Origin of the sequence: Changchengzhania lutea (assembly GCF_006974145.1) — a bacterium.
Taxonomy (GTDB): Bacteria; Bacteroidota; Bacteroidia; order Flavobacteriales; family Flavobacteriaceae; genus Changchengzhania; species Changchengzhania lutea.
Window position 1 is genome coordinate 3,192,402 of the sequence record NZ_CP039456.1, and the last position, 20,999, is coordinate 3,213,400.

Sequence of the window (20,999 nt, forward strand, 5' to 3'; positions counted from 1 at the left end):
TTGATAATTATCCTCCCGCAAAAGGTGGTAATAAAGCAATGTCTTTCCCTGTAACTTCAGTTTCAATAGAAACCAATTCCTGATTTTGTGCGACTTGAAAATCTTTCGATTTTAAAAGGTTATATTTTGAATATAACAGATCTAAAAGCTCAGAAATTAAAGTACCTGAAAACTCTAAAGATTCTTCTTCCATTTGCGTCAATTCTGCTATTTGACCAAAATATTTAATGGTTATGTACATCTTCAATTAATTTTAATTCTTCCTTGGTATTTACATTTGTTGTAAACGTGGTGTTTTCTTGTTTTAAAATGATATTTTTTGTTTTACAAGTTCTTACCGCCACTCTTAATCTTCTTTCATCTCCCTGTAACAAGATTAAAAATTTATCTTTACAGGATCTATGGTATACCGCTATGAGTGGCATGGTTTTACCGTTACTCTCAATTTGGATGATTTCTGATTCATCATCAATAGCATCCACTAATTTTTGTAATATGTTTGAATTAATCAGAGGAATGTCGCAGCTCAAAATTAAGTTATATGCTGTTGATGAGGCTACCAATCCTGAACATATGCCTGAGATAGGACCCGTATCTTTGGTTATGTCATTGATACGTTTTAAACCAAATTTATCATAATCTGGGTTATCTGAAACAATAAGAATTTCATTTGTTAAAGGCTTTAGTGCGTTGATACTATACTGAATAAATGGCTTGTTTTTAAATAACAGAAATCCTTTATCTGTTCCCATTCGGGAACTTTTTCCTCCGGCTAGTATAATGCCCGTTATGTTGTGTTTTTTAATCATTTATGCAAAGAATAATTTAACACAAGCTATCACTAATACAAACGCTAACATGTAACGGAGTTTTTGATTGTTGATTTTTTTACTACCATAATAACCGCCCAAAACACCGCCTACAACAGCAATGGCAACCAGTAAAAAAGACTCTTTTTCCAATATAACGCCGCTGCTCAATTGACCAATTAGGCCAGAAGCTGAATTTACCCAAATAAACAGTGCTGACACTGCTGCGGCTTCTTTCATTTTGCCCCAATGGAATAGCAGGATTACGGGGGTTAATATAATACCGCCACCAATACCAATAAGACCTGAAAAGAATCCTATAACACTTCCAATTACCAAACCTTGCCACAGTTTAATTTGTTTTACAGAATCACTTTCCTTTCCAAATACATTCAACATTTTTAGAATAGCGAATACCAATAAAACAGCAAGAATTTTTTTATATAGCGATGCATCAACTTCTAAAGTACCTCCTAAGAAGGCGAATGGAATGGATGTTATGGCAAAATACAGAAACATTTTTTTATTAAAAAAGCCTTCTTTATAATAGTAATAGAACGAAATTCCAGCCACAAAAAGGTTAAGAAGTAGGGCCGTAGGTTTCATGCTTTCTGGCGCAAACGAAAATAAAGCCATAAGGGCTAAGTAACCACTCGCACCACCATGACCCACACTAGAATATAAAAATGAGACTATGGGTAGGATAAGTAAAAAAAAGTATATGTTTTCGTTTTGTAACATTTTTTGAGTGCCTAAAGTTATAAGTGCCTAAAGTATTTAAAGTTATAAGTGCCTAAAGTTTGTTTGAGATAGAAGTAAAAAGTGCTAAAAGTTCTTTTGCTTCATTCATTGTCGAATTCAATACTTCATTTTTTAGCCCATTAAAATCTTTAATTATTTCCAGCCAATATTCAGTTTCACTAGCTTCACTTTCAGATATTTTATTTTTGAAATCCCTTTTACTCCGAGATCTATTTGCTTCACGATAATTTGCCCCAATGCTAGTACCAGACTTTGTAATTTGGTTGCGAATAACGTTTCCTTCAATCGTGTTGGGTAAGCTAGTCGATAGTTTGATAATCGATATTCCAAATTGCCTTGTTCGATATTCCAGTTTCTTTGCAAAATCCTTGTTCTCCATAATTTGAATTTTAGGCACTTTAAATAGTTGTAACTTTAGTGCACTTATAACTGTTTTATTTTTTCCAGTTCCTTATCCAAAAACGCCCAACAATTCTTATTGATTTCATCAAATGCAATAATGAGTGCTTTTCCATAATCGGTTAATTCGGCACCACCACCACCTTTTCCACCCGTACTACTTATAGTCACAGGCTTTATCGCCGTTTTATTAACTGAATCTATAAGATGCCATGCTTTTTTATAGGATAAGCCCAAGGATTTAGCTGCCTTAGAAAGTGAGCCTGTTTCTCCTATGGCCTTTAAAAGCTGCACACGGCCTTCTCCTAAAAGTACATGCTCTTTAGACTCAATCCAGATTCTGCTTTTAATTTTATAACTCATATTAAACAGGTAATAGAATCGTTTCAACGGTATCATTTTTAGAGATATGCTCTACGTTTTCCGGTACAAAAACCAAGGCATTCGATATGGCAAAGGTTTGTTGCATGGCAGAACTTTGTCCTTCTAAAATGTCAACATGTCCATCACAATAAACAGCCTTTAAAAATTGTGGTCGATCGCCTTTTTTTATAAAATTAGACATTGATTTTGCTTTAATTCGCGGTAGTTCAACAGTATCATGATACATCATTTTTTGCAATGTGATATAGGCATAAATATAAAAGCAAGTCAATGCTGCTGCAGGATTTCCTGGTAGTGCGAAAATATGCGTATTGTTTTTTGTTCCGAAGAATAGGGGCTTTCCTGGTTTTTGTTTTACCTTGTAAAAGATCTCTTCAACTTGTAAATCGGTGAGTGCCTTCCCAACAAAATCATAATCGCCAACAGAAATCCCACCGGTGATAATCACCAAATCATGGTTATCAATAACCTCTTGTAATTTAGAGCGTGTCTTCTCATAGTCATCTTCCACTTTATGAATGGTGACATCATAAAATTTAAGACTGTAGAGCGCACTCAAAAGCATTTTCGAATTGCTTTCATATATTTTTCCGTAGGCCAAGGGTTGTCCAGCTTCAATTAATTCATTGCCTGTAGTGACTATAGCAATCACTGGTTTTTTACGAACAGAAACTTTCTTTATACCTAATGAACTTAAATACCCAATGGCGGCAGGCGTTAATTTTGTATCTTTTTTTAATGCCAAATCGCCTTTTTTAACCTGTTCTCCCATCGGACGAATGTTATGACCATCAGATAATTGATGCTCGATAGATATGGTATGGCCATCTGTTTTAACACGTTCCTGCATCATAACAGCGTTTGCCGTATCAGGAACGGGAGCGCCTGTAAAAATTCTAACTGCTTCTCCTTTTTTTAAAATCGGTTGAAAATGATCACCGGCTTTCACTTCTCCAATAAGATGATATGTTAAACCATCCTGTAAATTTAAGGCATATCCGTCCATAGCCGATTGTCTAAAAGGTGGCATGTTTATTAGTGCGTAGACGTCTTCATTTAAAATATAACTGCCCGCTTTTTCAACAGCTTTTATGGTGCTTTTATGCAACGGTTTGCTGTTAGCTTTTACATGGTTTATAGCGTCTTGAATGCTAATCATAAATCAATCGTTATATCTATACGAATATAACGAAAATTCTTAGAATTACGGATTCAATTATATAAAATACATTTCTTACATTTAAGCTTTAAACCAATTATATGCTTAAGAAAATTTTTGGTAGTGCCGTATTTGGGGTGGAAGCCACAACCATTACCGTAGAAGTGAATGTAGATTCCGGTATTGGCTACCATTTAGTTGGACTGCCCGATAATGCCATTAAAGAAAGCAACTATCGTATTGCTGCCGCTCTTCAAAATAATGGCTATAAAATTCCAGGAAAAAAGATTACCATCAACATGGCACCTGCCGATTTACGAAAGGAGGGTTCTGCTTACGACCTAACTTTAGCCATTGGTATTCTAGCGGCATCAAAGCAAATTCAAGCTGAAGATTTAGATCGCTATTTGATCATGGGTGAACTATCACTAGATGGTAGTTTACAACCTATTCGTGGCGCATTGCCCATTGCCGTTAAAGCAAGGGAAGAAGGTTTTAAAGGCTTTATTTTACCTGTCCAAAATGCAAAGGAAGCGGCCATTGTTGACGGTCTTGAAGTTTATGGTGTTGATAATATCAAACAGGTAATCCACTATTTTGATAAAGGGGAAGCTCTTGATCGTACGGTTATCGATACGCGTAAGGAATTTTATAAAAATTTGGATTTCCCAGAACATGACTTTTCCGATGTTAAGGGACAAGAGGGTATTAAACGGTGCATGGAAATTGCGGCTGCAGGCGGACATAATATTATTTTAATTGGGCCTCCGGGAGCGGGAAAAACTATGTTAGCCAAACGTTTGCCATCCATTTTACCACCCATGACCTTACATGAAGCTTTAGAAACCACCAAGATTCACTCCGTAGTGGGTAGGGTACAAGCGCATACGGGCTTAATGGCACAACGCCCTTTTAGAAGTCCGCATCATACGATAAGTGACGTGGCACTTGTTGGTGGGGGCGCTTTTCCACAACCGGGAGAGATTTCCTTATCACATAATGGTGTTTTGTTTTTAGATGAATTGCCTGAATTTAAACGCGGTGTTTTAGAAGTGTTGCGCCAACCTTTGGAGGATCGGGAAGTCACTATTTCTCGGGCTAAGTTTACCGTAACATACCCATCCTCGTTTATGTTGGTAGCCAGTATGAACCCCAGTCCGGGAGGTTATTTTAACGACCCTAATGCGCCGGTAACTTCAAGCCCTGCGGAAATGCAACGCTATTTAAGTAAAATTTCCGGCCCCTTGTTAGATCGTATTGATATCCATATTGAAGTGACGCCGGTTCCTTTTGAAAAACTGTCGGATGACCGAAAAGGGGAGACCTCGGTTGATATTAGAAAACGAGTAACTAAAGCCAGAGAAATTCAGACCAAACGTTTTAAGGATTCTGATGCCGTACATTACAATGCGCAAATGAATACCAAGCAAATTAGGAAATATTGTCTTTTAGACGACGCCTCCAAGCAACTCCTAAAAACCGCTATGGAACGTCTAAATCTTTCAGCACGGGCCTATGATCGTATTTTAAAAGTGTCTCGAACCATTGCCGACCTGGAAGGTGTTGACGTGGTTAATGGCTCACACATTAGTGAAGCCATTCAATATAGAAGCTTGGATAGAGAGGGTTGGTTGGGATAACCAATTCCTGTGGAGGCAGGAATATTCAAGTTAGCAGTTATAAATAGCTGCTAGCGCGAGCATCTAAAATGATCTGAAGGATAGTTGTAAGAGATAATAAATGCTAATCTTCAAAAGATATATCCATCATTTTTAAGATTTTTTATCATCTTCTTGTTATCTTTCTAACCTAATCTCGACACAGTTTAAAAACAAATTCATGCGCAGTACAGTAACACTTTTTATTTTAGTCTCATTGTTTCTATTTGGATGTAAAAAAGACACACCATTCACCGCTCAAGAGATTGTCGATAAAGCCATTGAAGTTTCTGGTGGTGACCGTTTTGAGAACAGTACGATTTCATTCGATTTTAGAGACAGGCACTATAAAGCCTATAGAGATCACGGCAAGTTTCAATTGGAACGTATTACCAAAGATTCATTACAAGTCATAAGAGATGTGCTTTCAAACGACGGGTTTCAACGTATGCTAAATGATAGTGTGGTTAAAGTGGCAGATTCCATGATTCCCAGATATTCCAGTTCAGTGAATTCGGTACATTATTTTTCGGTACTGCCTTTCGGTTTAAATGTACCAGCAGTGAATAAAACCAAACAGGGAAAAGTGTTGATTAAAAATAAGGTGTATTATAAAATTAAGGTGACTTTTAATCAAGAAGGTGGCGGTGAGGATTTTGAAGACGTTTTTATGTATTATATTGATAATAAGTCTTTTAAAACCAATTACGTCTCGTATTCCTATAATGAAAATGATGGTGTTGGCTTGCGGTTTCGTGAGGCCTTTAATGAACGTTTTGTAAACGGGATTCGGTTTGTTGATTATAATAATTACAGACCAAAAACAGAATATGCCACTTTAGAAAACCTGGACTCGTTATTCAAAGCTGATGCCTTGGGATTGCTTTCTAAAATTGAGCTGAAAAATGTTACCGTAAATTGATCAGTTTACTACCGTAAGTTCAGATGTTTTTGTGTCTCCATTAATCGTAACTTTATACAAATTGGCATTGTTGTCATCATCGATGGCTTCGTGTTTTTGTTCACCTAAAATAGTATTCACAAATTTTGGTGTGCTATCGCTATGTCCAACCACTAAAATGGTTTTACCTTTAGTGTCTTCAAGAAATTTTTCAACATCTATATTATTGGGGTCATAAATAGTCAGTTGCAGATTGTTTTTTTTAGCTGTTGGCATTCCCGTTGCTTGGGTTCTATTAAAGTTTGTGGCATATACGGCATCAAAGTCTATGCCTTCAAAGGTTTTACTCCAACGTTCGGCACGTTGCTCGCCTATTTCTAAAAGGTTAGGATTGTCGTTAGAAGGATTACTGCGATCCTTTTCAGCATGCCTGATAAAATAATAGGTCGAGGTTAGCGTATCGTTATCAGTGGATTCAGGGTTTTTTTTAGAATCTGCGCAAGCTGTAAAAATAAGTAGATAAAGTAGTGTGATGAGTTTCATAATAGAATGTTGATTTTAAAGCATTTTATACATTACAACCATGCCTCGTAAATGCTCATGGATTAAGTTAAAGTCTAATTTAAGACTATTTATTTTTTTAAACCCCTGTTTTTTATAAAATTTGAGCGCTTGTGCTTGGGTATCCATGGCTTTTAACCAAATCAAATCATCGTTATGTATTCTGGTTTGGTTTCCAATCCAATCGAGTAAGCTATTTGCAATGCCTTTGCCTTGAGCCGCTTCACTAAGATAAATACGATGGATAAATGTGGCTTTCATGTCGGGAAAATCACTTAATACGGTATGATACTGAACACGGATGATACCAACACATTCCTTCTTATACATCACAAAATGATAATCGGTGTGAGGCGTTTTGAGTTCCTGTAGTAAATTTTCTTTCGAAAAGGATTCATTTAAATACCATCTACAATCTTCATCTTTCCATAGATGCTTATACGCTGGCGGATAGATGCGGTTCATGAGCTTAACTAATTGCCCATGATGATCTATGGTCATGGGGTCTAAGTGTAAATCATTTGAAATAGAAATCATGGTGCGATTATGCGAGCTCCAAGGCGACTTCTATCATCCCTTTAAAGGTGGTTTCCCGTTCTTTCCTCGTCGTACGTTCACCAGTGACTAAAGAGTCTGAAATAGTTAAAATAGTCAAAGCGTTTACTTTATGTTTGGCTGCCACGGTATATAAACCCGCCGTTTCCATCTCTACACAAAGTACGCCGAATTTGGACCATTTTTTATACGACTCAAAATCATCTGCATAAAACTCATCAGAAGTAAATACATTACCCGCTTTTATAGGGATGTTTTTAGATTTAGCAGCTTCTATAGCTCTCTGAAATAATTCAAAGTTTGCGGTAGGGGCATAATCAGCGCCACCAAAACGCAACTCATTAACACCAGAATTTGATGACGCAGCCATAGCTAAAACTATATCCCTGATTTTTACATGTGCTTGATAAGAGCCTGCACTACCGACGCGAATTAGGTTTTTAACCCCATATTCAGTGATTAATTCATGCGTATAAATGGATATGGAAGGGACGCCCATACCTGTGCCCATAACCGAGATGGGTTTATCTTGATAGGTTCCCGTATAGCCTAGCATCCCTCTTACTGTATTGAAACACACTGGGTTTTCAAAAAAAGTTTCAGCAATCCATTTGGCACGCAATGGGTCTCCTGGCAACAGAATGGTTTCTGCAATCTCGCCTTTTTTTGCCTCAATATGTATACTCATTATTTAATAATTTAAATTTGAAGTTGTTCCGCTAACAATAGCTATCCCTGATGAGGTGCCTAAGCGATGTACGCCAAGGTTAATATATGTCAAGGCCGTTTGGGTATCTTTTATGCCGCCTGATGCTTTTATTTTAACGGAGTTGTCACAAACACTTTTCATAAGTTTGATATCGTGAATGCTGGCACCACGCGTCCCAAAACCAGTTGAGGTTTTTATAAAGTCGGCACCGCCCTGTATAGCAAGTTCACTGGCCTTTATAATTTCGAGATCATCCAGATAGCAGGTTTCTAAAATGACTTTTAAAGTTTGATTTGGCATACTGTTTTTTACAGCCTGAATATCGTTTAAAACCCCGTCAAAATCTTTGCTTTTTAAAAGTCCAATATTCATCACCATGTCAATTTCATCAGCACCGTGACTTAACGCTGATTTAGTTTCCTCAACTTTCGCTTGGGTACTCATGGCACCCAATGGAAACCCAATGACACTGCATACTTTCACAGGGCTATTATTTAATTCAGATTTTACTAACGCCACATAACAACTATTAACACAAACAGAGAAAAACTTATATTCTTTAGCTTCTTCACAAAGTTTAATAATATCGTTTTTTGTAGCTGTTGGTTTAAGGAGTGTGTGGTCTATATAGGTGTTTAAAAGTTTCATAGCAATGCTAAAATTAAGTTTATTTTTTAAATAAAAACGGATTAATAACTAACAATTTATAAAATACTAAGATGCGCATAAAATTTATTTTTAAACTATGATTTATGTCAGTTTTTTATCATTTGTTGAGTACTATTTTCGCTATAAATTACAACTAATAAATCATGAAAAAAACAATTTTTACAGTCTTAGCTATGTGTTTTATTTTTACAGCAGTTAGCGCACAAGAGAATGAGCCCAATCCAACTATGGGTTTTAGCAAATGGCAAGTTAGATTACGTGCTATTGCTATAGTTCCAAACGAATCTGCAACCATTCCGGTTATTGGAGGTGATGTGCAAATATCAAACGCTTATGTTCCTGAATTAGATTTCACCTATTTTTTTAATAAAAATTTAGCTGCTGAATTAATTTTGGCCACTTCAAAGCACGATGTTAAAGCTATTTCAACAGCTGCTGGAGATATTCCCTTAGGAGATGTTTGGTTGTTACCACCAACACTTACATTACAGTATCATTTTGATGGAGATGTTGTACATCCTTATTTTGGTGCAGGTTTAAATTACACTTTATTTTATAATGAAAGTGCAGGGCCAGTGGCAGACAGAGTGAGTTACGATAATGCTTTAGGGTTTGCTTTTCAAATGGGCTTTGATATTGATTTAAACGATATCTGGTTTATTAATATTGATGCAAAATACTTGCTGTTAAATACCGATGCTACGGTTAATGCTACTTCGGCATTAGGAGCTACTGTTGTGGCTGATGTTGATATTAACCCATTTATAGCTGGTATCGGATTTGGAATGAGGTTTTAGTTTAAAACACAGTATACCATAAAAAAGCTAAACAAAATCTTTGGGTTTGTTTAGCTTTTTTGTTTTTTAAATGAATTTATAAACTTGAAAAAAGTAAGGTTACTTTTGTGGCAAAGTCTTTTAAGACTGTGTGGCCTATATAATTATTTATTTCCATTGTTTTTAAAATCTTTCAACTCTTGTAAAACAGATTGGACCCATTGCACAGCTTCACTTAAGGTATCAAAAATCTCATAGGGCTTTTCATAAAATTTCTGTTCGTATTCTGCACTCTCACGCATCATTGATGTTTCGGGAACTATCGCAATAGCGACCAAATTAGGAATTTTTTCTGTCTCTCTATATACGAGTGGATTAACCGAGTAAGAGTTGACCCGATTTGAGATATACACCATATTCTTTTCTGAAAAGTGGCGTTCAATAATGTCATTCAACTTTTCATTATGCTCAGGTTGAATAGTCACGCCTTCACGAATTTGAGCGATTAAAAATTCATCAAAAATGAATATTTCAGAATTTGGTAAACTATAATAATGGAACATGCCCATAAGCGAATCAATTAATTAGTTTTTGCGTTTGCAAAGATAATTATATTAATTATTATTAAAGTGTTGAAAGAATACGAAAAAGCTTAAAAAAATATCAGTAAGTATGCACATATGCTTGACGTGAATGACTTTCTGTAAAATTGAAACTATAGAAAGTTAGACATTAACTTCTAATAATTCGGATGTCAATTTAAAACGTTTCTTAGAAAAATTAATGTCCTTAAAAGAAATGCTTACTCTGCTCACTCCAGCTTCAATATATTTTGAAGCGATACTCAAGCGTTTAATACCCCCAGAAGCTTCAATTCCAGCTCGCCCTTTGAGTGTTTTTTTCATAATGTTGATAGCAGTTAGTGTGGCACCACTTTTGGAAAAACCGCTAGATGTTTTAATAAATTGGGCTTTGGCATCAACACAAATCTCACAGGCTTTAATTATTTCATTTTTAGTCAATTCAGAAATTTCAATATTGACCTTTAGCGGGATGGCTCCAATGGCTAATTTAACATCGGTGATATCTTTTAAAACAGCTACATAATTTGTGCTTTTTAAATGCCCTAAATTAATCATCATTTCAATTTCATCAGCACCATTTTCAATAGCCTCTTGTGCTTCATAGATTTTTGATTGTGTAGTCGTGGCACCTAATGGAAATCCCACTACAGTGCAGACCTTGATATTAGAGTCTTTTAATAATTCGGTCGCAAGAGGTACGTATGAGCTGTTAATGCATATGGTGCGCATATCACTTTGTTTTGCTTCATAACAAAGATCAATGATATCACGATTTGTGGTAGTAGATTGAAGTAATGTGAGGTCTATATGTTTTGAAATATTCATTCTTAATAAGTAGGTTTTCGGGTTAATTCTTGCTTTACTACAACAAAAAAATTAGCCTAATTGGGTTAGGTTAATGCAGTAAAACGGGAGCTTGTACTAAAGCTAATCTATTAAATTATTCATTAAAATAGGATTAAAAAGTAAATTAAAAATGAATGCAAACTATTAATAATTTAAAAATCATTTTTCTAAAGAGTTAACTCATTGATTTTTAAAATATTGCAATGTGGCATAGGTTTAACAGTTTATCCGATGAACGGTTTGAATGGAATCAAGCAGGGTTAAATAAGACAAATAATAGGAAAGATTTAATGAGCCTGGTGCAAAAAAAAGCAACGGCACTCTTTTTAGAATGTCGCTGCCTTTAATTTGCCTACTTTTCAGTAGGACTAACCAACCAATATATAGACTTGTTTTATTCTTAAATGTTACATGATTATATGTTAAATTTCTTCAGTAACCAAATCGCTCTGATTTCTAAAAACCAAGGTATCATCAAACGCATCTAAAAGTATGATGCTATCTGTGGAGACCTTGCCAGAGAGAATTTCTTTACTCAAAGCATTTAAGACTTTCTTTTGAATAACACGTTTTACTGGGCGTGCACCGTATTCGGGATTATAGCCTTTTGCTGCTAAATACGCAATGGCTTCTGCCGTTGCATCAAAGGTAATGCCTTGTTGTGCAATCGTTTTGGTAATTCCTTTTAACTGTAAACCAACAATTTCGACTATGTTTTCTTTACTTAACGGTGTAAACATAATGGTGTCATCAATACGATTTAAAAACTCAGGACGTACGGTCTGTTTTAATAAAGCCATAACATCTACTTTTGCGGCCTCTATAGCCGAATCGACATTTTTTGTGGCTTCAAATCGTTCATGTATAATGGTGCTTCCCATATTTGAAGTCATAATTATAATCGTGTTTTTAAAGTCCGCAATACGCCCTTTATTATCCGTCAAGTGTCCTTCATCTAGAACCTGCAATAAGATGTTGAATGTATCTGGATGTGCTTTTTCAATTTCATCAAGTAGCACGACAGAATAAGGTTTGCGTCTCACGGCTTCCGTTAATTGTCCACCTTCATCATAACCCACGTATCCTGGAGGTGCGCCGACCAATCTGCTCACGGCATGACGTTCTTGATATTCACTCATATCAATACGCGTCATGGCGCTTTCGTCATCAAACAGATATTCTGCCAATGCTTTGGCTAATTCGGTTTTACCTACCCCAGTAGTTCCTAAAAACAGGAAGGTGCCAATGGGTTTCTTTGGATTTTGTAAGCCCGCACGACTACGTCTCACAGCATCACTTACGGCTACGATAGCTTCCTCTTGACCCACCACACGTTTGTGCAATTCATCTTCTAATTTTAACAATTTTTCGCGTTCACTTTGAATCATTTTAGTAACAGGAATGCCTGTCCATTTTGCCACCACTTCAGCAATATCATCATAAGTCACTTCTTCTTTGATCAAAGAGCTTTCCGATTGATTTTCTTGCAATTCTTTTTGAAGTATTTCTAACTGCTCTTGGGCTTCTTTTATTTTACCATAACGTAATTCTGCTACTTTTCCATAGTTACCCTCGCGTTCTGCGCGTTCTGCTTCCAGCTTATAATTTTCAATATCCTGTTTTGTATTTTGAATATTGTCAACCACTTCTTTTTCGCTTTTCCATTTTGCAAAAATTTCATTACGCTCTTCTTTAATATTGGCCAAATCTGATCGCAATGCTTTTAACTTGGTCTCATCCTTTTCGCGTTTTATAGCTTCGATTTCTATTTCTAATTGCATGATTTTTCTATCCAAAACATCCAATTCCTCAGGTTTCGAGTTGATTTCCATACGTAATTTTGAAGCGGCTTCATCCATTAAATCAATGGCCTTATCTGGTAAAAACCTGTTGGTGATATACCGTTGTGATAATTCTACAGCTCCAATAATCGCTTCATCTTTAATTCTAACTTTATGATGTGTTTCGTACTTTTCTTTAATCCCTCTAAGAATAGAAATGGCACTTTCTGTATCAGGCTCATCCACCATCACTTTTTGAAAACGACGCTCCAACGCTTTGTCTTTCTCGAAGTACTTTTGGTATTCATCTAAAGTAGTGGCACCAATAGCGCGAAGTTCTCCTCTAGCTAACGCCGGTTTTAAAATATTGGCTGCGTCCATAGCGCCTTGTCCACCACCTGCGCCAACTAGGGTGTGTATTTCATCTATAAACAAAACAATATCACCATCACTAGTAGTTACTTCTTTAATGACGGCTTTTAGGCGCTCTTCAAACTCTCCTTTATATTTGGCGCCCGCAATAAGAGAGCCCATATCCAATGCAAAAATTTGCTTGTCTTTTAAGTTTTCAGGAATGTCTCCATCAATGATCCTGTGCGCTAATCCTTCAGCAATTGCTGTTTTTCCCGTACCGGGTTCACCCACCAAAATGGGATTGTTTTTTGTTCGTCTTGATAGAATTTGAAGGATTCTTCTAATTTCCTCATCGCGTCCAATAACGGGATCGAGCTTGCCGTCTTTTGCTAATTGGTTTAAATTTTTTGCATATTTATTGAGTGCATTATAGGTTTCTTCCTGACTTTGCGAGGTCACGTTTTCGCCTTTGCGCAGCTCATTAATACTTGCCGTTAGTGTTTTTTCAGTAATGCCTTGATCCTTTAACATCTGTGCTATTTTGCTATTGGATTTAAATACCGCAATAAGCAAGTGCTCAATAGAAACAAATTCATCTTTCATTTTCTTGGCAACAATAGAGGCTTCGTTTAAAGTTTTGCCTGCATCTCTTGAGAGCATGATGTCTCCACCAGATACTTTTGGGAAACTTTCCAGTTGTTTATCTAGAGCCTGTTCTAAGATAGAAACGTTTACATTCAGCTTTTTAAGGATAAAAGGCAATACGTTTTCATCAACTTCAAAAATGCCTTTAAAAATATGTTCATTTTCAATTTGTTGATGCCCAAAACCTTGAGCAAGCTGCTGTGCTTGCTGTATCGCCTCTTGAGATTTTATGGTATAATTATTTAAATTCATGTTATTTTATGTTTTGATTCCCGTAAACGGGAAAGTGTTAACTTCTTTCAATTTGGTAAGTAATGGTCAATAATCTTACCACGGTTTTATGAGAGACAAAATGTCGTTTTAATCAATAAATCACGTGACTTTTAGTCAGTTTGTAAGTAATTCAAAATTGTTTTGACTACTTTGTAATACCCTAATAAAAGATTGACTATTATGAGTTTTATAAAAAAAATGTTTGGCTCTTCTTCTGAGCCAAAAGAAGAAAAAATATTGCCTTGGATTGCTTTAAACACCACTTCTCAATTAGATGCTATCGCTAGCAAATCACTTACCAAAACCCAAGTGATATTTAAACATTCTACGCGATGCGGTATTAGTCGTATGGTGATGAATCAATTTGTGGATGGGTATGATTTAACCGAAAATGATCTAGATCTGTACTACTTAGATTTAATTAGCTATCGAGATGTGTCTCACCATGTAGGGACGCAGTTTCAAGTGATGCACGAGTCTCCACAACTATTGATTATTAAAAATGGTGTTTCCGTTGCGCATGCCTCTCATGGGCAAATTAATGATTTGGATTTGGGCAAGTTTGTTTAAGTAGCATCCCTGTTTTATTATCAAGTTAAAGGTTAAAACCCTGCAATTTCATTGCAGTTACTTTAGTTTCTATAAATGTTTTAGTTTTGTTGTATGTCAAACTACCGCAAGAATTCACATTCGATAAGTAATTTAAGTTGTCATCTAGTTTGGGCAACAAAATATCGTTATGCCGTTTTACAAGGTGATATTCAAAATCGCTGTCGAGATTTGTTGATACAGATATGTAATTCTGAGGATGTCCATATATTAAAGGGAGTTGTAAGTAAAGATCATATTCATATGCACTTTGAGTACCCACCATGATTGAGTGTAAGCGTTTTGGTAAAGAAATTAAAAGGTCGTTCATCTCGTCTTTTACAACAGGAATTCCCGAAGTTAAGCAAACAGTATTGGGGTCGTCATTTTTGGGCTGTTGGTTATGGTGTATGGAGTACAGGTCAGATAACAGATGAGATGGTTCAAGAATATCTTGAGCATCACAAGGATAAGCCCAATTCGGAAAAAGGCAACTGGATATTAGAGTAATGTTAAGAAAGAATTTCATTCTTTTGTTTAAAACTATGGACTTCCAGTCCATAGTGGTTTATTTCCTTTCAATTAAGTGTTATAAAGTTTGGGCAATTTCATTTACTTTATTCATATATTTAGGTTTTAAACCAAAAATGGAATTATGAATAAGATATTGTTTTTCAGTATGGTACTAACATTTCTTGTGTCGTGTAAGCAAGAAAGTAAAAATGAGAGCTCAGAATCTACATTGGATTTTGAACAATTGTTAGAAGATTATAGTATAGAAGGTTATGAATTAAACCCCGTAGTCGCTACCAACGCAGGAGACAACCGTTTTAATGACCAATTCCCTAATTATTTATCTGACGCCTACAAAGCCAAGAAAAAGGCGTATTACACTAAGTATAGGAACGCGTTAGATAGTATTGATGAATCTCAATTAAGTGAAACAGAAAAAATGAGTAAAGCTGTTTTGCAATGGGATTGTGACATTAATCTTGAAGCCTTAGCGTTTAAGAAGGATTTAATGCCAATAGATCAAATGTGGTCTAAAAACCTAGATTTTAATCAGTATGCAGGCGCTACCAATGCGCAGCCTTTTAAAACGGTAGAGGATTATAAAAATTGGTTAACCCGTGTTGATGCCTATTTAGTTTGGTTAGCATCTGCTCAGGATAATATGAAAAAAGGAATAGAAAGTGGTTATGTATTACCATCTTCATTAATAGTGAAGGTGATTCCCCAATTTAAAGGTTTAGCAAAAGACGATATACAAGATAATTTATATTATGCACCAGTAAATAATTTTCCTGAAACCTTTACCACTGAGGAAAAAGAAGAACTTACCAAGGCATACACCGATATGGTTACCAATAAAATTATACCTGCTCACAAACAAATGGTAGATTTTTTAATGAATGATTATTTGCCAGCGGGTAGAGGGTCTAGCGGTATTACAGGTACACCATTGGGGGGTGCCTATTATGCACATCAAATTAAAAAGTATACCACAACGGAAATGACCGCCGATGAGATTCATAATTTAGGTTTAAGCGAAGTAGAAAGAATTCGTTCAGAAATGGAAGCGGTGAAAAAAGAAGTTGGTTTTACTGGCGATTTAAATGCTTTTTTTAATCACGTGAGAACTAAAAAGGAATTAATGCCCTTTAAAGAACGCTCGCAGGTTATTGCTTTTTATGATAGCATGTACGAAGTTATGAAACCCCAAATAGCTAAGTTATTTAAATACACACCCAAAACACCGTTTGAAGTAAGACGTACAGAACCTTTTAGGGAGAAATCTGCCGCTGCAAATTACAATTCAGGGTCTTTAGATGGCAGTAGACCTGGAATATTCTTTACTCCAATTCCTGATGTATTGGCATATAATATTTTTGATAAAGAAGATTTATTTCTTCATGAGGCTATACCTGGTCACCATTTTCAAATTTCCCTAGCTCAAGAAAGCGATGTGTTACCAAGTTTCAGAAAAACACTCTGGTATAGTGCCTATGGAGAAGGGTGGGCTTTGTACACCGAATCTATGGGAAAGGAATTAGGACTATACAAGGATCCCTATCAATATTTTGGGATGCTGAGTTCTGAAATGCACCGAGCCATTAGGTTAGTTGTGGATACCGGATTGCATGCTAAAGGCTGGACAAGAGAGGCCTCCATAAAATATTCTTTAGAAAATGAAGCAGAATCTGAAAGTGATGTGATTAGTGAAATTGAGCGCTATATGGCTAATCCGGGACAGGCATTATCTTATAAGATTGGTCAGTTAAAACTTAGAGAGTTAAGAGCTAAAGGAGAAAAGGTTTTAGGTGATAAATTTGATATTAGAGAGTTTCATAATCAGGTTCTTGAAACAGGCTGTATTCCACTACAATTATTAGAAAATAAAATTGACAATTGGATTGCTAGCAGTGAATAATGCATGTGGTTAAAAATACCATCAGATAGAATCTATCTATTTATTCTTTTTCTAAACCCTTTTATAAAGATGTAAAGTTCTATATGTCAGGTTTTTGACATCTCATTCTAGTTTTTAGGGAAGGGGTATTTTCATGGAAAACTTTATCAAGTATGCCTATATTTGGGAGCTATTTTAAGTAAAAGTCCTAGCGAATGCCTTTATTGCAAGCTTTTTAAAATCAATAATAAAAATCTAAGACAAATTCTATCTCGTTATTATCTAGCCATAATGTTAATAACTAACCCCTAATATTTCTTTTCTTCTACCAATTTTCTAGTGAAGTGATTTAAACTTTTTAAAGCAAATTAAAAAGGGTTGCCGATATTTGCGTTACCATACGAAAAATATTAAAAAGCAACCCCTTATGTACACAGTACTAGACAAAGATACAATAGAAATGGAAATTATTCCACACCTACCATTACCAAAACGAGGATTTCCACCAACGGTCCCCTTGGTTGAGATTGTTAATGCCATTCTTTACAAGCTGAAAACAGGTGTTCAATGGCACCAATTACCAACGCGGGTGTTTTTTGAGGAAAAGTCGTTATGTTGGGAATCCGTATATTATCATTACCGAAAATGGAGTGTCAACGGAGTCTGGAAGGCGTGTTGGATAGGTTTCTTAGATAAGCACAGAGCAAAGCTAGACCTTTCTAGTGTGGATTTAGATGGTAGCCATACACCAGCCATCAGAGGAGGCGAACAGGTGGAATATCAAGGCAGGAAAAAGCGAAAGACCACCAATGCGCTCTATTTGAGTGACAGACAAGGGTTGCCCATCGCAATGTCTGAACCTTTAGCGGGCAACCACAATGATCTTTATGATATCGAAGTGCAATTTGAAGTGGTTACCGGAACACTAGAACAAGCGAAAATTTCTGTAGATGGTCTATTTCTCAATGCTGATGCAGGATTTGATTCAAAAGATTTCAGAAAATCCTGTAGCAATAAAGATATTAATGCCAATATATGTTTTAACAAACGTAACGGAAATACAGAAAGGGACGAATATTTCGACCAAGACCTATACAGCCAAAGGTATGCCATAGAACGAACCAATGCTTGGATGGATAGCTTCCGATCACTGCTAAATAGGTTTGACACAACGGTCGCTAGCTGGTTAGGATTTAATTATCTGTCATTCATTGTTATAGCTCTCAAAAAATTTAAAAAAAAAGAAATACAAAAAGTTTAAATGAGTTCCATATCAAAACAACACTTAAACAAATGAACTCCGTATAATATTTTAGGTCTTTTTCTTTAATTTAAAGTATAGGAATTAATGATATTTTTAAGCTGAAGTTTTAAGTCTTCACCGGCATCATAAATCATTTGTTCTTCAGTAGGGAAGGGTACTGCACGTCGCTCTAAAAATGGTATCAAGTCGGTTTCCAAGGCTCTTCTGTCACCTCTAGACGTGGCATAAACATGTTCGAAAACAAAGGTGCTAGAAACGGGAAACGCATCAACCAATTGCTTGGTGTTTAAATTGATATACTCTACGTTACCGGTGACTTGTGTGGATTTAAATTGTTTAAATTCGTAGTATTCGCAGCGGACCGTTTTTAAATTATCTACTTGAATGTTATTACCAAGACTGTCTTTAACAATTTTTCCACGATCGTCTAACAAATTTTTTTTACCGTCTGCAATCTCTTTCTCTTTGATGATTTGATGCTCTTTAATTTGCTCCGGTGAAATATCTATGCCTCTTAAATTCACAAGCATATTATAATCGTAATTTACACTATCTTCTGAAGAACTATGGTATACCGCCCAGAAATTGTTAAGACCATAGCTACTAAAATTTAATAAATCATTTTCTAAGCGCTCTGGGATGATTTTTCCTGAATCGTTCATCATATTCACTAAAATATAGTCCGTGCCTTTTTGATGCGCGACATCCATTAATTGACGTACATCTTTATAATTGGGATTAATATTTTCAATATCCTGTAAAGCATTGTAGGCATTTCTAATATCTAATTTATTACTAGAGGTTAATAATGGTTTTGTATTATTATAGATTTGTTCGCTTGCGTTGTTTTTGTAATTTATAATTTGATTGATGTAGTTATTAAAAGTCAATTTAATTTCCCGACCATTGACATATAGCGGTAAGAGTGGTTTAATACGTTCTTGACGCTCATTTAAACCCACATACCTATCATAAATACGAATATAATTTTCTGGATTATTGTCTTTTTTTAGGAAATCGATATCACTTAAATCACGTTCGGTCGCTTTAATATAAGCTTCTTCTAGCATGAGTATAAAATCCGCTTTTCCTCTTTTATCTTTATTTGTTCGCAATTTACTAATGGCATCAGAAATGGCGCTGTCGTAATGACCGACGCTTAATTTTTTCTCCATTTTTTTGCTGATGCTACAAGCTATCAATAAGGCAAGTGCTATAGTAGAGAGTAATAATTTCTTCATAGGTTACATATTAGATTGTGGGACTATCATTTTATGATGGACTAAAGTAGGAAAATAATAGACAAAATACTAATAAATCCGATGAAAAGACATTGAGTGTTATGCGTAAGTGTAATTAGTGAAGCCATCCTATGAGCTTAAATACTCAACATAGGATGGCTTAAAAGTTTTTTTTAAATTATATAGTGAACGGGAAGCGCTTTATTTTTTGGAATAAATAGGAAGCAAGGTTGTGGCTACTTCACCAAAACCAATGCGTGTGCCGTCTTTTTCGCAATGACCACGCATAATAACGGTATCGTTATCATTTATAAATTTACGTTCGGTACCATCTTTCATTTTAAGTGGTTTTTCACCACGCCAAGTTAACTCTAGCATTGAGCCATAAGATTCTGGTGTAGGACCAGATATGGTGCCACTACCCATCATGTCTCCAGAATTTACAGGACATCCGTTAACGGTATGATGCGCTAGTTGCTGCGCCATATTCCAATACATGTATTTGAAATTTGATTTACTAACAACCGATTCTTTAGCACCTTTTGGCTGAATGGACACTTCTAATTGAATGTCAAAACTTTTTTTGCCTTTGTATTTTAAATAATTTAGCTGAGGCTTTAATGGTTTCGGACCTTCAACACGGTAAGGTTCTAAAGCATCTAAGGTTACAATCCACGGTGAGATTGATGATGCAAAGCTTTTAGCTAAAAACGGCCCTAATGGGACATATTCCCATTTCTGAATATCACGCGCGCTCCAATCGTTCAATAGTACCAATCCGAATATATAGGTTTCCGCTTCTTCAAGTGGAATGGGTTCACCTAAATCGTTGGCATCGGTAGTAATAAAAGCCATTTCTAATTCGAAATCTATTAATTTACTCGGTCCGAAGACAGGTTCTGAAGCACCGTTGGGTAAGGTTTGCCCTTGTGGACGGTGTACTGGAATACCTGATGGAATAATGGATGAGCTTCTACCATGATAACCTACAGGAATGTGTAACCAGTTTGGTAAAAGGGCATTATCAGGGTCTCTAAACATCGTGCCTACGTTTGTGGCATGTTCAATGCTTGAGTAAAAATCTGTATAATCCCCAATGTGAACTGGGAGTTGCATTTCAATCTCGTCTAAACGAAACAATACGGTTTCTTTATTTTTCTTGTCATTTTTAAGCGATGTGTTTTCAGCATCAAAAATCTCTGCAATTCTATTTCTTACAGCGCGCCAAGTTTTTCGGCCATCAGCTATAAAGTCATTTAAAGTGTCTTGAAGGAAAATGTCATCTGTTAAAGGAATACCATCAAAATAGCCTAATTGATGCAAGGCTCCTAAATCTATAGCGGTATCACCAATACGTGTTCCAATGGTAATCACATCATCTCTCGTCAAAAAGACACCAAATGGTATATTTTGAATAGGGAAATCTGAATTCTTATCAACGTGTAACCACGATTTTCTATCTGGATTGTTAGCGGATAATGGCATAACTTATGAGTATTAAATGTTTATATTATTCTAATCAAACCTACACATTTTTTTTATTTTAATAGAAATAAACGCGCAAAATTTGGGTTTAATGTAACCGTTAATAAAATGGTTTACAACTTAAGGGTAAATATATGTTTTTTGAAGTATTTAAATAATCTATTTGCTATTTTTGCTCAACTTTAA

General features: G+C 35.7%; 21 protein-coding genes and 1 pseudogene. 7 read left to right on the top strand and 15 right to left on the bottom strand.

The genetic code is table 11. From position 1 onward, the window contains the following. Positions 1 to 7 precede the first annotated feature (7 nt). Genes FAF07_RS14330 through FAF07_RS14355 form a run of 6 tightly spaced genes read right to left on the bottom strand, consistent with a single transcriptional unit; the run spans position 8 to position 3,513 of the window. On the bottom strand, positions 8 to 241 hold the full coding sequence (locus tag FAF07_RS14330) for a MoaD/ThiS family protein (protein WP_142785752.1): 234 nt from the start codon (positions 239 to 241) through the stop codon (positions 8 to 10). Continuing rightward, positions 225 to 809, bottom strand: a complete 585-nt coding sequence (mobA, locus tag FAF07_RS14335; protein ID WP_142785753.1) for a molybdenum cofactor guanylyltransferase — start codon at positions 807 to 809, stop codon at positions 225 to 227. The genes FAF07_RS14330 and mobA overlap by 17 nt, the downstream gene beginning before the upstream one ends. Beyond that, positions 810 to 1,550, bottom strand: coding sequence for a sulfite exporter TauE/SafE family protein (locus FAF07_RS14340; RefSeq protein ID WP_142785754.1), 741 nt, complete (start codon positions 1,548 to 1,550; stop codon positions 810 to 812). 52 nt (positions 1,551 to 1,602) lie between these two features. Continuing rightward, the gene (locus FAF07_RS14345) at positions 1,603 to 1,950 is read right to left on the bottom strand and encodes a four helix bundle protein (RefSeq protein WP_142785755.1); all 348 of its coding nucleotides are present in this window, start codon (positions 1,948 to 1,950) and stop codon (positions 1,603 to 1,605) included. Between the two features lie 44 nt (positions 1,951 to 1,994). Next, entirely contained in the window at positions 1,995 to 2,333 is a 339-nt protein-coding gene (locus FAF07_RS14350) for a winged helix-turn-helix domain-containing protein (RefSeq protein WP_142785756.1), read from the bottom strand. Between the two features lies 1 nt (position 2,334). Further along, positions 2,335 to 3,513, bottom strand: coding sequence for a molybdopterin molybdotransferase MoeA (locus tag FAF07_RS14355; RefSeq protein WP_142785757.1), 1,179 nt, complete (start codon positions 3,511 to 3,513; stop codon positions 2,335 to 2,337). 101 nt (positions 3,514 to 3,614) lie between these two features. On the opposite strand from FAF07_RS14355, the gene FAF07_RS14360 reads away from it, so the two are divergent. Both FAF07_RS14360 and FAF07_RS14365 read left to right on the top strand, forming a co-directional pair. Next, entirely contained in the window at positions 3,615 to 5,153 is a 1,539-nt protein-coding gene (locus FAF07_RS14360) for a YifB family Mg chelatase-like AAA ATPase (RefSeq protein ID WP_142785758.1), read from the top strand. 199 nt (positions 5,154 to 5,352) lie between these two features. After that, positions 5,353 to 6,093 carry a DUF6503 family protein gene (locus FAF07_RS14365; RefSeq protein ID WP_142785759.1) on the top strand — a complete coding sequence of 247 codons (741 nt, stop codon included), beginning with the start codon at positions 5,353 to 5,355 and terminating at the stop codon, positions 6,091 to 6,093. On the opposite strand, the gene FAF07_RS14370 is transcribed toward FAF07_RS14365, so the two are convergent. From FAF07_RS14370 to deoC (FAF07_RS14385), 4 genes are read right to left on the bottom strand one after another with little or no spacing between them, the layout of a single operon-like run. Then, complete coding sequence (locus FAF07_RS14370; RefSeq protein WP_142785760.1) at positions 6,094 to 6,615, bottom strand: phosphoglycerate mutase family protein; 522 nt, start codon at positions 6,613 to 6,615, stop codon at positions 6,094 to 6,096. It abuts the gene before it with no gap. A gap of 15 nt (positions 6,616 to 6,630) precedes the next feature. Continuing rightward, entirely contained in the window at positions 6,631 to 7,170 is a 540-nt protein-coding gene (locus FAF07_RS14375) for a GNAT family N-acetyltransferase (RefSeq protein ID WP_142785761.1), read from the bottom strand. Positions 7,171 to 7,177: 7 nt separating this feature from the next. Then, positions 7,178 to 7,876, bottom strand: a complete 699-nt coding sequence (deoD, locus tag FAF07_RS14380; RefSeq protein WP_142785762.1) for a purine-nucleoside phosphorylase — start codon at positions 7,874 to 7,876, stop codon at positions 7,178 to 7,180. A gap of 3 nt (positions 7,877 to 7,879) precedes the next feature. Further along, complete coding sequence (deoC, locus tag FAF07_RS14385; protein WP_142785763.1) at positions 7,880 to 8,545, bottom strand: deoxyribose-phosphate aldolase; 666 nt, start codon at positions 8,543 to 8,545, stop codon at positions 7,880 to 7,882. 164 nt (positions 8,546 to 8,709) lie between these two features. Between deoC (FAF07_RS14385) and FAF07_RS14390 the strand changes: the two genes are divergently transcribed. Beyond that, positions 8,710 to 9,363, top strand: a complete 654-nt coding sequence (locus FAF07_RS14390; RefSeq protein ID WP_142785764.1) for an OmpW/AlkL family protein — start codon at positions 8,710 to 8,712, stop codon at positions 9,361 to 9,363. Between the two features lie 143 nt (positions 9,364 to 9,506). Here the strand turns inward: FAF07_RS14390 and FAF07_RS14395 are convergent, their stop codons facing one another. From FAF07_RS14395 to clpB, 3 genes are all read right to left on the bottom strand, one after another. Next, positions 9,507 to 9,911 carry a hypothetical protein gene (locus FAF07_RS14395; RefSeq protein ID WP_142785765.1) on the bottom strand — a complete coding sequence of 135 codons (405 nt, stop codon included), beginning with the start codon at positions 9,909 to 9,911 and terminating at the stop codon, positions 9,507 to 9,509. 156 nt (positions 9,912 to 10,067) lie between these two features. Further along, positions 10,068 to 10,751, bottom strand: a complete 684-nt coding sequence (gene deoC, locus FAF07_RS14400; RefSeq protein WP_142785766.1) for a deoxyribose-phosphate aldolase — start codon at positions 10,749 to 10,751, stop codon at positions 10,068 to 10,070. A gap of 443 nt (positions 10,752 to 11,194) precedes the next feature. Next, the gene (gene clpB, locus FAF07_RS14405) at positions 11,195 to 13,804 is read right to left on the bottom strand and encodes an ATP-dependent chaperone ClpB (protein ID WP_142785767.1); all 2,610 of its coding nucleotides are present in this window, start codon (positions 13,802 to 13,804) and stop codon (positions 11,195 to 11,197) included. A gap of 201 nt (positions 13,805 to 14,005) precedes the next feature. Between clpB and ytxJ the strand changes: the two genes are divergently transcribed. The 4 genes and pseudogenes from ytxJ (at position 14,006) to FAF07_RS14425 (ending at position 18,084) form a co-directional block, all read left to right on the top strand. Beyond that, a complete protein-coding gene (gene ytxJ / locus FAF07_RS14410) occupies positions 14,006 to 14,395 on the top strand; it encodes a bacillithiol system redox-active protein YtxJ (RefSeq protein ID WP_142785768.1) in 390 nt (129 codons plus the stop codon). Positions 14,396 to 14,488: 93 nt separating this feature from the next. After that, positions 14,489 to 14,923 (top strand): annotated as a pseudogene (tnpA, locus tag FAF07_RS14415) (IS200/IS605 family transposase). Between the two features lie 145 nt (positions 14,924 to 15,068). Continuing rightward, the gene (locus FAF07_RS14420) at positions 15,069 to 16,844 is read left to right on the top strand and encodes a DUF885 domain-containing protein (protein ID WP_142785769.1); all 1,776 of its coding nucleotides are present in this window, start codon (positions 15,069 to 15,071) and stop codon (positions 16,842 to 16,844) included. A 406-nt stretch (positions 16,845 to 17,250) separates the two neighbouring features. Further along, the gene (locus FAF07_RS14425; RefSeq protein WP_142785770.1) at positions 17,251 to 18,084 is read left to right on the top strand and encodes an IS5 family transposase; all 834 of its coding nucleotides are present in this window, start codon (positions 17,251 to 17,253) and stop codon (positions 18,082 to 18,084) included. A 65-nt stretch (positions 18,085 to 18,149) separates the two neighbouring features. Here FAF07_RS14425 and FAF07_RS14430 read toward each other — a convergent pair whose 3' ends face one another. Continuing rightward, on the bottom strand, positions 18,150 to 19,328 hold the full coding sequence (locus tag FAF07_RS14430) for a hypothetical protein (protein WP_142785771.1): 1,179 nt from the start codon (positions 19,326 to 19,328) through the stop codon (positions 18,150 to 18,152). Positions 19,329 to 19,529: 201 nt separating this feature from the next. Further along, the gene (gene fahA / locus FAF07_RS14435) at positions 19,530 to 20,813 is read right to left on the bottom strand and encodes a fumarylacetoacetase (RefSeq protein ID WP_142785772.1); all 1,284 of its coding nucleotides are present in this window, start codon (positions 20,811 to 20,813) and stop codon (positions 19,530 to 19,532) included. Between the last annotated feature and the right edge of the window lie 186 nt (positions 20,814 to 20,999).